Annotated in this window: 13 protein-coding genes; 2 read left to right on the forward strand and 11 right to left on the reverse strand. The window is 63.0% G+C overall.

The features are described from left to right. Positions 1 to 17: 17 nt before the first annotated feature. A complete protein-coding gene (locus tag AC0L2A_RS13535) occupies positions 18 to 1,262 on the forward strand; it encodes a multidrug effflux MFS transporter (RefSeq protein ID WP_473609221.1) in 1,245 nt (414 codons plus the stop codon). A 13-nt stretch (positions 1,263 to 1,275) separates the two neighbouring features. Here AC0L2A_RS13535 and AC0L2A_RS13540 read toward each other — a convergent pair whose 3' ends face one another. From AC0L2A_RS13540 to AC0L2A_RS13575, 8 genes are all read right to left on the reverse strand, one after another. Then, a complete protein-coding gene (locus AC0L2A_RS13540) occupies positions 1,276 to 1,677 on the reverse strand; it encodes a hypothetical protein (RefSeq protein ID WP_473516265.1) in 402 nt (133 codons plus the stop codon). A 25-nt stretch (positions 1,678 to 1,702) separates the two neighbouring features. After that, positions 1,703 to 2,449: a pyridoxal 4-dehydrogenase, SDR-type gene (gene pldH / locus AC0L2A_RS13545; protein WP_473609222.1), complete on the reverse strand. Its 747-nt coding sequence runs from the start codon at positions 2,447 to 2,449 to the stop codon at positions 1,703 to 1,705. Positions 2,450 to 2,480: 31 nt separating this feature from the next. After that, a complete protein-coding gene (gene ppaT / locus AC0L2A_RS13550; protein WP_473609223.1) occupies positions 2,481 to 3,659 on the reverse strand; it encodes a pyridoxamine--pyruvate transaminase in 1,179 nt (392 codons plus the stop codon). Positions 3,660 to 3,685: 26 nt separating this feature from the next. Next, positions 3,686 to 4,492: a 4-pyridoxolactonase gene (gene pldA / locus AC0L2A_RS13555; RefSeq protein WP_091591383.1), complete on the reverse strand. Its 807-nt coding sequence runs from the start codon at positions 4,490 to 4,492 to the stop codon at positions 3,686 to 3,688. 48 nt (positions 4,493 to 4,540) lie between these two features. Continuing rightward, positions 4,541 to 5,476 carry a putative B6 ABC transporter permease subunit 1 gene (locus tag AC0L2A_RS13560; RefSeq protein ID WP_473519571.1) on the reverse strand — a complete coding sequence of 312 codons (936 nt, stop codon included), beginning with the start codon at positions 5,474 to 5,476 and terminating at the stop codon, positions 4,541 to 4,543. Between the two features lie 4 nt (positions 5,477 to 5,480). Next, entirely contained in the window at positions 5,481 to 6,578 is a 1,098-nt protein-coding gene (locus AC0L2A_RS13565; RefSeq protein ID WP_473481726.1) for a putative B6 ABC transporter permease subunit 2, read from the reverse strand. Next, positions 6,575 to 8,143 (reverse strand): putative B6 ABC transporter ATP-binding protein, encoded by a 1,569-nt coding sequence (locus AC0L2A_RS13570; protein WP_473609225.1) that lies wholly within the window; start codon positions 8,141 to 8,143, stop codon positions 6,575 to 6,577. Before AC0L2A_RS13570 ends, AC0L2A_RS13565 begins: the two co-directional genes overlap by 4 nt. 79 nt (positions 8,144 to 8,222) lie before the next feature. Continuing rightward, positions 8,223 to 9,251 carry a putative B6 ABC transporter substrate-binding protein gene (locus AC0L2A_RS13575; RefSeq protein WP_473609226.1) on the reverse strand — a complete coding sequence of 343 codons (1,029 nt, stop codon included), beginning with the start codon at positions 9,249 to 9,251 and terminating at the stop codon, positions 8,223 to 8,225. A 103-nt stretch (positions 9,252 to 9,354) separates the two neighbouring features. Here AC0L2A_RS13575 and AC0L2A_RS13580 point away from each other — a divergent pair, with 103 nt between their 5' ends. Continuing rightward, on the forward strand, positions 9,355 to 9,774 hold the full coding sequence (locus tag AC0L2A_RS13580) for a hypothetical protein (RefSeq protein ID WP_473609227.1): 420 nt from the start codon (positions 9,355 to 9,357) through the stop codon (positions 9,772 to 9,774). A 39-nt stretch (positions 9,775 to 9,813) separates the two neighbouring features. On the opposite strand, the gene AC0L2A_RS13585 is transcribed toward AC0L2A_RS13580, so the two are convergent. From AC0L2A_RS13585 to AC0L2A_RS13595, 3 genes are read right to left on the reverse strand one after another with little or no spacing between them, the layout of a single operon-like run. Further along, a complete protein-coding gene (locus AC0L2A_RS13585; protein ID WP_473609229.1) occupies positions 9,814 to 10,824 on the reverse strand; it encodes an ABC transporter substrate-binding protein in 1,011 nt (336 codons plus the stop codon). Positions 10,825 to 10,858: 34 nt separating this feature from the next. Next, a complete protein-coding gene (locus tag AC0L2A_RS13590) occupies positions 10,859 to 11,674 on the reverse strand; it encodes an ABC transporter permease (protein WP_473609230.1) in 816 nt (271 codons plus the stop codon). Further along, a complete protein-coding gene (locus AC0L2A_RS13595; RefSeq protein ID WP_473507495.1) occupies positions 11,671 to 12,513 on the reverse strand; it encodes an ABC transporter ATP-binding protein in 843 nt (280 codons plus the stop codon). Before AC0L2A_RS13595 ends, AC0L2A_RS13590 begins: the two co-directional genes overlap by 4 nt. Positions 12,514 to 12,582: the final 69 nt, after the last annotated feature.

The following is a 12,582-nucleotide window of genomic DNA, read 5'->3' on the forward strand; positions in this document are numbered from 1 at the left end:
GAAGATCGGACTTTGCCGTGGATCAGCATGCAGAAGCGCAGCAACAGGCAAGCACCTTGCCTATTCCGCGCTGGGAATTCATCGCGCTGTGCGCGGCGTTGATGGCGCTCAACTCGCTGGCCATCGACATCATGCTGCCGGCGCTGCAGCAGATCGGCGCCTCGCTGGGCGTGGAAAATGAAAACCACCGCCAATATGTGATTGCCGCGTACATTCTCGGCTTTGGCGGCGGACAGCTCTTCTTCGGGCCGATCTCGGACCGCTTCGGACGCCGCGCTCCGCTCGTCGTCGGACTGGTTATCTATGTCGCAGCGGCGAGTGCGGCGGCGATCGCCCCGACATTCGCTACGCTTATCCTGTGCCGGGTGGTGCAAGGCATAGGCGCCGCGGCCACACGTGTCATCGCCGTCTCGATAGTGCGCGATACGTTCGACGGTCGGCGCATGGCCGAGGTGATGTCGCTGATCTTCATGGTGTTCATGGCCATTCCGGTGGTGGCGCCAGGCATCGGCCAGTTCATCATGCTGTTTGCCTCCTGGCACTGGATCTTCATCACAATGGCCGCAGGGGCGCTGATCGTGTCGGCGTGGGCGCTGCTGCGCCTGCCGGAAACGCTGCGTCCCGAATATCGCCGGCCGCTGACGGCATCATCCGTCCTTGGCGGTTTCCGCATCGTGCTGACCAATCGCATCGCGCTATGCTATGCCTTCGCCAGCACTTTTGCCTTCGGTGCGATGTTCGGCTTCATCAACTCGGCGCAGCAGATCTATGTCGACGTCTTCGGCGTCGGCGAGATGTTCCCGGTGATTTTCGCAGGGATCGCCGGCGTGCTCTCCTTGTCGAGCTATCTGAATTCGCGCCTTGTCGGACGCATCGGCATGCGCCGCCTGTCGCAAAGCGCGCTGCTCTTGTTTCTGGCCATCAGCCTCGCCTGGCTGGTCGTTTCCATCCAGATGAAGATGCCGCTCTGGCTTTTCATCACCTTCTTTGCCGGCACGATGGTCCCGTTCGGCGCACTCGGCGCGAATTTCAACGCACTCGCCATGGAGCCGCTCGGCCAATTGGCCGGGACGGCGTCGTCCATTCTGGGCTTCATGCAGACCTTCCTCGGCGGCGTGCTCGGCACGCTGATCGGCCAAGCCTTCAACGGCACTGTGACGCCCTTGGCCGCCGGATTCTGCAGCGTTTCGCTTGGCGCATTGGTGATGGTGCTGATCGCCGAGCGCGGCAAATTCTTCCAGCCGCAGAACCCGCCGGTTTAAGGCCGGACGCGTTTCAGGATTCATCCCCGCTGGCTGCGGTGAAGCGAGGGAACAGCAAACGCCCTGCGATCGCCCCACCCATCCTGTCCGAAACCGGCAGTGGCAGAGCCTTGTCGAGGGCCTCGAGGACGGAGGCGACGAAAGCCCGGTTGAGGCTGCCATCATCCCCCAGACGGGAGTAGGTGGCGCGAGGCTTGCCGATAAGTGTGCCGTTTCGGCGAATTGAGAACTGCAGCGTCAGGGTCATGCCCGCGGTTCCGGGCGGCGGCTCCCAACAGGCGACGATCGCGGAGAACATCTCGTTTATGGTGTCGATGGGATCGGGATTGCGACAGCCGCGTTCCTGCGATGTTGCCGCGTCAGGACCGGCAACCAGGGCAAGGGTAAGGGCGACAATTGCGGACCGAGGTTTCATCTCGGGTCTCCGGTTTCGCGCGGATTTAGTGGCGCACCATGCCGGCGTCGACGTTCAGCGTCTGGCCGGTGATCCAGCGTGCGTCATCCGAGGCCAGGAACGACACCACATCGGCGATATGTTCCGGCTGCCCTTTGCCTTTCATAGCCTGCAGCATCTCGACGAAGCCGAACGCCTCGTTGTGCGGGCTCGCCTTGACCCCATCGCTCTCGATCAGGCCCGGCGTCACCGCGTTGGCGGTGATGTTGTATTTGCCGAGTTCTGTGGCGAGCGCCCTGGTGAAGCCGATGACGCCGCCCTTGGCCGCGACATAGGCCGCCATGTTCGGCGTGCCGGCAAAGAAGCTGTTGGAGGCGATGCTGATCACCCGGCCGGCCTTGCCGGCGGCACGCATCTGGTCCGTTGCCGCGCGGCTGACGATGAAGGTTCCGGTCAGATTGACGTCGATGATCTTGCGCCAATGGTCGAGGTCGACATCGTCCCAGGCGACGAAGGGCACGATGCTGGCGTTGTTGACCAGGATATCGATGCCACCGGTCAGTGCCTGGATCTCGGCGAACAGCGCCTTGACGGATGCCGGATCGGAAATGTCAGCGGCGATCGCCTTCGCTTTTGCGCCGATCGCCGCCGCCGCCGCTTCGGCGCCTTCCGCATTGATGTCGCTGACGATGACGGTCGCGCCATCGGCGGCCAAGCGCACGGCGATCGCCTTGCCGATGCCTTGTGCGGCCCCGGTAACCAGGGCGGTCTTTCCCGCAAGCCGTTCAGTCATTTCCGTGCTCCATGTGATCTGTGACTTCATCTCAGGCGTCGGCGTCGATAACGGCGAGCGCCGCGTCGATGCCTTTGCCGACCGCGAGCTTTTCGCCCAAAGCATTCATCGCGCCGCCAAGTGCCGTCAGCGCCGCGATCGCATAGATCGGCTGGGCGGTCGGGCCCATATGGCCGATGCGCGTCAACTTGCCCAATGTCTCGCCCCGGCCCGACGAGAACACCACGCCGTAACGGGCGCGCGCAGCCTGGCGAAGCGCCTCCTCGTCGATGCCTTCGGGCGTCCGGACGGCAGTCGTGGTCGGCGATGCGATGATGTCGCTGGCCGCCCAGATCGACAGACCCAGCGCGGCGACGCCGGCGCGCATGGCCTTGGCGGTGAGCGCGTGGCGCGCCCACACCGCCGCCGGTCCCTCATTGAGGTAGAGGTCGAGCGCGACGTCGAGCCCGTTCACTTCCGCGACAGACGGCGTGAACGGAAACGGCTTGTCCTTCGACCACGCATGCTCCCAATCGACGATGCTGAGCATCGACGCGCGCGGCGCCAATGGATTGGCCTTCATTTTCGCCCAGGCCCGCTCGCTGACGCCCATCATCGTCAGCCCGGGAGGCGCGCCGAGGCATTTGTTCGGGCCGGTGACATAAATGTCGGCCTTGCAGTCCTCCGGATGCGTTTTCATGCCGCCGAAGGACGAAACGGCGTCGACGATCAGATAGGCGCCATGCGCCGAAACCAGCGCGCCGATGGCATCGATCGGGTTGATGGTGCCCGACGGCGTGTCGTGGTGGCAGACGGAAACGATGCTGATTTCCGGATGCGCTTCCAGCATTGCCGCAACCGCCTGCGGGTCGATCGCCTCGTTATAGGGCACCTCGATTTCGAGCAGATGCGGCGAATAGCGCTTTGCCCAATAGCCAAAACCCTTGCCGTAGACTCCCGAGGCAAGGTTGAGCACGACGTCGTCGGGCGTGATCAGGGAGGCTGCCGCGGCCTCCAGGCCAAGGACCGGCTCGCCATGCAGAATGACCGGCTTGTTGGACAGCCGCATCGCCTTCTGCGCCTTGTCGACCACACGCTCGTAAAAGAGCTGGAACGCCGGGTCGTAATCGTAGAGCACGGTGCGGCCGAGGCCGCGCAGCACATCGGGATAGGCGTTCACCGGCCCGGCGGTGAGCGTGATGACCGGTTCGGCGTGTTCGAGATAGCGCATGGTCTTTGTCTCTTCGTTGGCGGCGGTCAGCCGTAGAATTGCGTGCCGGTCCGATAGGTCTTGAAGTTTTCCATGTCGTGCGAATACATCAGCTCGGCCCCATAATCCTCGGCGAGCTTCTTCACCTTGCGCATCGAGTTGACACCCGCCACCGGGTCGATGTGGAAGGCCGCCTGGCACAGCGTTTCAAGGCTCTTCTGCGTGTAGGCCGCATCGATGGTGAACATGATCGGCTTGCGCTTGGGAAATTCGACCAGCAAGCTGTAATGGCCGATAGAATGGCCGGGCGTCGAGATCAATTTGACCCCCCTGGCAAGCTCGACATCGCCGTCGATGCCCTCGAAGGTCGAGTTGGCCCGCGTCGTGCCCTCCAGCAATTGCGCGGTCGCGCCACGCGCTTCGGCAGCCTCCGCCGAAAAGCTCAGATCCGAATAGCCAAGGTGCTCGAAAGGCTGAGGATTGCAGGCCTGCGGCACCTCGGTGCGATGACAGATCTTCTTGGCATGCGGAAAATACTTGTTGCCGCCGCAATGGTCGAAGTGGAAATGCGAGTTGACGACGACGTCGATATCCTTCGGCTCGAGGCCGAGCAGCGCCAGGGCGCCGGGAATGGTCTGGTGCTTTTCCTGGATCGGCTTTTCGAAAGGCAGCACCTTCATGACGTGGTCGTAGTCGTAGCCGGTGTCGATGAGAAATCGGCCCTCGGCATGCTCGATCAGGATCGAATAGACGGGAAAGCGCACTTCGCCGCCGGGGCCGCGATTCCAGAACACGTGATAGCCGTCGAGAACGAGCGAGCCACCATCGAGCAGGTAGACCTTGGTATCCGACATTTTGTTCTCTCCTCTGTTGGCGCGGGTCCCGTCCGCGCCTGAACCTGATCAGCGCACGCCGCGCTCGTATGGAATGCCGAGCGCTGCCGGCAGGCTGGCCCGCCGGCCGAACAGAACCAGCATGATCATCACCGCCAGGAACGGCAGCATCTGGATGACGTCGGTTGGTATGTTGATGCCGGCCACCTGCATGGCTGTCGTCAGCGACAGGCACACGCCGAACAACAAGGCACCGAACAGCACCCAGACCGGGCGACCACGCGCCAGCATGGCCAGCACGATGCCGAGAAAGCCCGCGCCATTGGTGATGAAGGGAATGAACAGGCCGGCGCCGACGTTGGCGAGAAAGGCGCCGCCAAGCCCTGCCAGCGCTCCAGTCGTCAGCACGGCGATGGTGCGGGTTCGTGCGACGTCGATGCCGGCGACGTCAAGCGCGGCCGGCTTGTCGCCCGCCGCCTGCAGGTTCAGGCCGAGCTGCGTGCGCCGATAGATGTAGCCCATGGCGAAAACCAGTGCTACCGCCAGGTAGACGATCAGATGCTGCCTGAACAACGCCGGCCCGATCACCGGAATGCCCGACAGCAACGGAATGACGGTCACATCCACCGCTGGCAGGCGGGGATAGCTGCGCGAAAACTGGAAATGGTGGAGCAGCGCCGTCAGGCCTTCAAGTCCCAATGTCAGCGCTATGCCGATGACGATCTGGTTCAAACCGATGCGCACGCAAAGCAGCGCCATGACCAGCGCCACGGCGATACCGCCGCCGGCGCCGGTGAGAAAGCCCAGCCACAGCGATCCGGAATAGAAGGCGCCGACGAAGCCGAGATAGGCGCCGGCCAGCATCATGCCTTCGATGCCGATATTGAGCACGCCGGCCTTTTCGGACATCTGTTCGCCGAGGCCAGCCAGCAGCAGCGGGATCGCCGCGGTGACGGCGCCAAACAAAAGCGCGCTGAGAAAGACTTCGCTGAACAGCCCGGTCATAACTTCAGGCCCTCCGCGACTGATTGTAGCGGTGATCGATGTATTCGGCGAGCGCGAGCACGATCAGCACGATGGAGACCAGCACCAGCGTGAAATGATTGGGCACGCCGAGGCGGCGGGCCGCGCTCTCGCCGCCGATCGACAGCACCGAAAGCAGGAACACGAAACCGATGGCGGCAAAGCCGTTCATGCGGGCGAGGAACACGACGGGAATGACCGCCAGCCCATAAGCGGGGTTCCAGTCGGCGCGGACGTTACCCTGGACGCCGAGGATATCGACAGCGCCGGCAAGTCCGGCCAGCCCGGCCGAAATGGCGAAGACGGCAATGGTGAGCTTCGGCACGCCGAGCCCCGCATGGATGGCCGCGCGTGGGTTGGCCCCGACGATCCTCAGCTTAAGGCCGAAGGCCGTGCGCGTCATCACCAGATGTACGGTGATGATCGCCGCCAGTCCCAGAAGCAGGCCGCTGGTGATGGTCGTGTCGAGCAGACGCGGCAGCCGGTCCTCGACCGGCAAGGTGCGGGTCTGCGGCACGGTCGTGCCCGGATCGCGAAACACCAGCTTGACCAGCACATTGGCGAGCGAGGTGCCCAGGAACGTCATCATCAGCGTGGTGATGATCTCGTTGACGCCCTGATAGGCCCGCAATAGGGCCGGCACCAGCGACCAGAGCATCGCAACCGCCATGGCGATGACAAACGAGCAAATCAGCGCCAGCCAGGCAGGCATGACTTCCACGAAGAGCGGCGCGCTGGCGGCGGCCGTTACCGCGCCGAGCAGGAACTGGCCATCGCCGCCGAGATTCCACATGCCGGCGCGAAAGGCCACGATCAGGCCAGCGGCAAGAAACAGCAGCGGCGCCATGCGCGTCAGCGTCTGCTGGATGCCGAGCGGCGACAAAAGCCCTCTCTCGAGCACAAAGCCATAATAGGCGAGCGGGTCAACGCCGACGGCAAGCAGGATGCAGCCGGCGATGATAAGCGCGGCCAGTATAGGGCCGATGGTCATCAGCAGCCGATGCTGGATATCGCGGCGCGTGACCACAGCAGCCGTGGCATCGAGTGCGGTTGCGCCGGCGGCTGGGACGGTGTCGATGCTCATGCGGCAAGTCCGATCATCAAGCGACCGATCTTGGAGCGGGCATCGCCGACATTCTCGACCGTGCCGACCAGCGAGCCGTTCGAGATGACGGCGATGCGGTCGCACATGCTGAGCAACTCCTCCAGGTCGGTGGAGATGAGCAGCACGGCAAGGCTGCGTGCCGCCGTATCGCGGATTCGCTGGCGCGAAGCCAATGTATTGGCGAGATCGAGGCCATAGGTCGGCTTGTTGAAGATCACCACTTTTGCGCCTTCGGCGAGTTCGCGCGCCAGCAGCACCTTCTGGATATTGCCGCCGGAGAGTCGGGCGACCGGCGTTTTCAGGCTGGGCGTGCGCACATCGTATTCGCGGATCAGTTGAGCGGCGCGCTTGTCGATTTCAGCGCGCTGCTCGACGCCGTTGCGCCAGAAGGGAGGGGCGCCGACCTGCTTGAGAAAGAAATTGATCGAGACCGGAAAAGTCCCGACCGTGCCCTCGCCGAGGCGATCGTCGGTCAGGTAGCGAAGGCCTCGCTCACGGCGTTCGCCGACGCTCAGCGCCTCGATGGGCGCGCCCTGCAGCCGCACCGAACCGCTCACCGTCGCCCGCTGGCCGGCCAGCGCCTCCGCCAGTTGCTTCTGGCCATTGCCGTCGATACCAGCGATGCCCAGCAGCTCGCCTGGACGGATGTCGAACGAAATCGACAACAGGCCCGGCGCGTCGTCTGTCGGTGCGACCGCGAGTTCATGGACCTGAAGCAGCGGAGCCGCTTCGGCGTGAATGGTGCGAACCGGACGCTCGGACGCTTCCGGGTCGTCTTTCTGCTTGCCGAACATCAATTCGACGATCTCCGAAACGATCGCCTGCTCGCCTAGCGCGCGAAACCGCTCGGGAGGAATTTCGCCGACCTTGCGGCCGAGTTTCAGCACCGAGATTCGATCGCCGAAGGCCGCCGCCTCCTTGAGCTTATGGGTGATGAAGACGATCGCCAGCCCCTGCTCGACAAGGCGGCGCATCAGCGCGCCCAGCTCATCGATGCCCTTCGGCGTCAGCATCGAGGTCGACTCGTCGAGGATCAGAAGCCGGCTGTTGCGCACCATCGCGCGCAGGATCTCGACCTGCTGCTGTTCGCCGAGCGAGAGTTCCGACACCTTGGCATGCAGCTTGACCGTGATACCGAGCGCCTTGGTGATTTCGGCGACGCGCGCTTCCAGTTCCTCGGTCTTCGGCCGCTGCCACCACGGGCCGCCGAGCAACAGGTTTTGCGCGACCGTCAGCGTCGGCACCAGCATCATGTGCTGGAATACGGTTCCGATGCCGAGCGCCAGCGCATGGCGCGGCGAGGTGATCGCGATAGGCTCGCCGTCGACCAGTATGCGGCCCTCGTCCGGCTGCTGCAGGCCGGACAGCATGCCGATCAAGGTGGATTTTCCGGCGCCGTTTTCACCGAGCAGCACATGCACTTCACCCGGACGGATCGCCAGATCGACGCTGTCGTTGGCGACGACGCCGGGAAACCGTTTGGTCACGCCTTCAAGCGCGACGATGTCGTGCTTGTCGACCGACAATGAGGACCCACTACTCATGAAAGCCAAGGCCTTGAAAACATGAAATCGGTCCGGAGGGGTGAATTGTCACCCCTCCGGAAGCGTGCACTGAAGCGCCTTACTGGGCGACGCTGGTCATCAGCGCCCTGACTGCTGCTGCATCATAGACCGGATCGACCTTGGTCTTGCCGGAAACGATGTCCTCGCGCAGCGCCTGGATCTCCGCCCATACATTGTCCGGGATCGCAGCGGTTTTCAGAAGCTTGACCGAATCGTCCTTAAGGCCGATCGAGTAGCTCTTGGTGCCGAACGTGTCGGCCTTGAGGTCGGCGATCATCGCCGCATAGACAGGCTCGATGTTCCAGACCACCGACGACAGCAGGAAGCCTTTGTCGATCGGCGTCTTGTCGCCGATGACGTCGATGAAATAGACCTTGCCGCCATCGCCGGCCTTGGTCGTCTCGACCGCCTGCAGCATGCCGAAGCTCGAGCCGTTGCCCTGGCCGAAGATGATGTCGGCGCCCGATGCGATCACGCTTTCGGTAACGCGCTTGCCGCCGGCCGCATCGCTGTAGGCGGCGGGTCCGATCACCGCATAGGTGACCTTGACGTCCGGGTTCTCGGCCTTCACACCTTGCGCGAACGCCGCCGACTGCGAGTTCCACGACGGAGGCTCGCCGGACACGACGATGCCGACCGACTTGGAACGCGACATCTTGGCGGCGAGACGGCCGGCAAGGTACGCACCTTCGTGACCGCTCAGCGTGTAGTCTGCGACGAGCCCAGCCTCCAGGCCGGTCGGCGTGTCGACGATCGCCACTGGCACCTTGGTTTCCTTGGCGATTTCGGGAGCCGCGGTGTTGTACCCGCTGGCATGGGCAATCAACAGGCTGGCGCCGTCGGCCGCCAGTTCGCGCAATGTCGGGCGCACGTCGCCATAGCCGAGCCCCTGCGCCGTCACCATCTCGACACCGGCAGCTTTCGCCGCTGCCTTGGCAGCGTCGATGCCTTGCTGGTTCCAGCCATAATCGGTGCCTTCTTCCGGCGTCAGGATGGCAATGGACTTGACTTCGGCGGCAAGTGCATTGCCCAGCAAGAAGCCGCTTAATATAACAGCGCTTACGCTGCCCTTCAGGAACTTAGACATGTTACCCTCTCTGTTCGGTTGACCCAAGATATTCTTATTGTTATTGCGCAAAAGCGAGGTAGACTGCCTGAACAATTCCACACGGAGTTCAGGCAAGGTGGTTGTGCGATACATCCTTCCGATAATTCTGGCGTTCACGTCGTTCGCCAACGCGGTTGAATTGCGGCACATCACTGTGCGAACCGGCACCGAAGGGCTCGATCCGGTGCCGCTGACGATCTCGAATGCGGGGCGTGAGGCGCTTTCCTGCAATGCAGACTTCGCCCACTGGTATTCGGCCACGATCGCCACTGCGGCGCCTGGCAAGAGCGCCCGTGTCGAGCTGTGGTTCGATCCAGAAACCGGGATGTTTGCGATCCTCAACGACGAGCGCGAAAACCTGCCCGTCGAGCGGCTGTGGTGCGGCCTCGCCAGACAGGCATACGCCACGCGCGTGCAAATCGTGCTCGACCGGACCAGTGGAAGAAAGGGGCAAATGGCCGTGACCTGCAGCAGAGCGGACGACAGGCTGGTCTGCCGGTAGACGCTCGCTTTTTGCCAGGTCAGACACCGCCCCCGACCTTCACTCTGCCGCCAGGAATTTGTCGGTGAAGACGTCGTCGGCCGACAGTGCCGTTTTGAGCACGCCCTGATCCGTCAGCGTCTTCAAGGTCTCTTCCCATTGGGTCTTCGTCATCCAGCCGAGGCCGTGTTCCTTCGTCGCCGGGCTGTTGAACGTCGAAGCGATGTCGGCCTTGAGCTGGGCCAGCAGCACATCCTTCTTTTCCGCATAGCCAGGAACGGCCCTGGCGGTGATTTCGGCAGCTTCTTCCGGATGGGCCGCGACATAGTCGAAAGCCTCCCTGTAGGCCTTCACGAAGCGGCGCACGACATCGGCGTTGTCCTTGATCATCGCTTCAGAGGTGAACAGCCCCGATCCATAGGCCTTCCAGCCGTGATCCGCGCCGAGCATGATGCTCAGCGACCCTGGGCCGCCAGCCTTGGCTTCAAGTTCTGGCACTTCGGCGTCGAGATAGCCGACGACCGTCTGCACCCGTCCGAGCAGCAGGTAGCTTTCGTACGGCGGCGAGACGCTGTTGAGCGTCATGTCCTTCTCGCTCATGCCGTTGGCAGCCAGGAACCCCCTGAAGAAAATGTAGGTGGAGCCCGCCGGGTGGATGCCGATGGTCAGGCCCTTGAGGTCTGAAGGCTTGGTCAGCTTGAGCGTCTTGGCGAGCGAAATAATGCCCAGCGGCGACTGCTGGTTGACCGCCGCCAGCGCCACGACGGGAACATTCTGCGACCTTGCCACGGCAAGCGTGGGAAGATCGCCGAAGCCGAATTCAGCGTTGCCGTTGCCCACCAGCCGCATGGCGTCAGGCGAGCCGGACCCTTTGCGGACCTCGCTCACATCGATGTCGTTCTTGGCGAAGAAGCCTTTTTCCTTGCCGACAAAGAACATGGCGTGATTGCCGCGCACCACCCAGTCGAGCTGGACGTTGACCGTGTCCGCCGCCAGCGCCGCGTTCGAGAAGCCAAGCGCGCCGACAAACGCCGCAAAGGTGGCTGCCTTGATAAGAGAGCGTCTCAGCATTGTCTGTTCCCCTTGTTTGGTTGTTCGAAAGATCCTAGGCCTGGCTGAATTTCGGCGCCCACGGCACCACGACCCGTTCAAGAATTTCGGCTGCGTAGTAGAAGGCGATGCCGAGCACTGAAACCAGCAGCAGCGCCGCGAAGACAAGGGCCGTGTCGAGTTGGGTCGACGCGAACTGGATGACGTAGCCGAGCCCGTCCGAGGCTCCGGCAAATTCGCCGACGATGGCGCCGATGACGCTCAGGGTCGCGGCGATCTTGGTCCCGGCCATCAGGCTCGGAAGCGAGTGGGGGACACGGATCCTGAACAGGATCTGGGTCGGGCTGGCGCCGACCGAATTCATCAGCGACAGAAGCGAACGGTCGACCGATTGCATGCCGGCCAGCATCGACAGCGTCACCGGGAAGAAGGCGATGACCAGAATCAGACCGATCTTGGGAGCGAGCCCATAACCGAACCAGAGGATGAAGATCGGCGCCAGCGCGACCTTCGGCACATTCTGGAACAGCACGACGAGCGGATAGAGCGCGCGGCCCAGCCAATTGAAGCGCACGATGACGAGAGCAAGCGCAATGCCGACTATGACCGAGACAAGAAAGCCAAACAGGATTTCGCCTGCCGTGACCACCGTCGCCTGCATGAGAGTGCCCCACTGCGCGACCAGCGATTTCGCAATCTCGGATGGGGCAGGAACGATAAAGGAAGATATCGAGAATATCCGCACCCCCGCTTCCCACAACACGATCGTCACCAGCAGAAGGATAGCCGCCGGAAGCCAGCTGCTTGTTGCCGCGTCCCAGCCGGAAACCGGTTGCGGCGATGAGACATTCATGAGGGGTTGCCTGCTCACGTCGCGCCTCCCGGCTGATGACTGGAGCGCAGCATCGTTCGAAGCTGAAGCACCAGCCTGACGAACTCGGGGACTTCGGTCACGGAAGCGTCGCGCGGATAAGGCAGCGGAATGTCCAGGCTCTGGGTAATGCGCCCCGGTTTGATTCCCAGCACATGGACCTGGCGCGACAACTGAATGGCTTCGTCGATCGAATGCGTCACGAAGACGATCGTCTTGCCGGTCCGCTGCCAGATCTCCAGCAGCGACTGGCCCATCGAGTCGCGGGTGATCGCGTCAAGGGCGCCAAACGGCTCGTCCATCAGCAAGACCGCCGGATCGAGCGCCAAAGCCCGGGCGATGGCAACCCGCTGCCGCATGCCGCCAGACAGTTCGTTTGGGCGCTTGTGGGCGGCATCGCCAAGTCCCACCAGATCCAGCATTTCCTGTCCACGTGCCCGCAGCGCCGAGCGCGACATCGATTTGTCGGCGATGCCGAGCAGCATCGAGGCATTGTCGACGGCGTTTTTCCACGGCAGCAGATTGGCATCCTGAAAGACCAGACCGATCATCCGCTTGCGCGCCGCTTCGCCTGGCGAAACGCCGGCAACCGAGACGCTGCCGCTGCTCGGATTTACCAACCCAGCCAGCACTTTGAGCAGCGTACTCTTGCCGCAACCCGAAGGGCCGATCAGGGAAACGAACGAGCCTTGCGGAACTGCAAGGTCTATATCCCTGAGGATCAGCTGGCGGTTCCGATCCGTGCCCATGACCACCGAAACGCCTTTGGCGGAAATGAGGTTGTCGTGGCGCATGTGGGTCGGTCGGCCGCCGGCGGGTCGAATGGTTTCAACCTGCATGGTCGATCACCCCATGCATCGTGATTGGCCGCAGCTGCGCTGTCTTGACGGCACAGTCCGCATGAACGG

This window comes from Mesorhizobium sp. WSM4844 (assembly GCF_055811775.1).

Coding starts and splice junctions, on each gene's coding strand:
- AC0L2A_RS13595 (WP_473507495.1), bottom strand. CDS start 12,513: ATGCAGGTTGAAACCATTCGACCCGCCGGCGGCCGACCGACCCACATG.
- AC0L2A_RS13570 (WP_473609225.1), bottom strand. CDS start 8,143: ATGAGTAGTGGGTCCTCATTGTCGGTCGACAAGCACGACATCGTCGCG.
- AC0L2A_RS13575 (WP_473609226.1), bottom strand. CDS start 9,251: ATGTCTAAGTTCCTGAAGGGCAGCGTAAGCGCTGTTATATTAAGCGGC.
- pldA (WP_091591383.1), bottom strand. CDS start 4,492: ATGTCGGATACCAAGGTCTACCTGCTCGATGGTGGCTCGCTCGTTCTC.
- ppaT (WP_473609223.1), bottom strand. CDS start 3,659: ATGCGCTATCTCGAACACGCCGAACCGGTCATCACGCTCACCGCCGGG.
- AC0L2A_RS13585 (WP_473609229.1), bottom strand. CDS start 10,824: ATGCTGAGACGCTCTCTTATCAAGGCAGCCACCTTTGCGGCGTTTGTC.
- pldH (WP_473609222.1), bottom strand. CDS start 2,449: ATGACTGAACGGCTTGCGGGAAAGACCGCCCTGGTTACCGGGGCCGCA.
- AC0L2A_RS13540 (WP_473516265.1), bottom strand. CDS start 1,677: ATGAAACCTCGGTCCGCAATTGTCGCCCTTACCCTTGCCCTGGTTGCC.
- AC0L2A_RS13565 (WP_473481726.1), bottom strand. CDS start 6,578: ATGAGCATCGACACCGTCCCAGCCGCCGGCGCAACCGCACTCGATGCC.
- AC0L2A_RS13560 (WP_473519571.1), bottom strand. CDS start 5,476: ATGACCGGGCTGTTCAGCGAAGTCTTTCTCAGCGCGCTTTTGTTTGGC.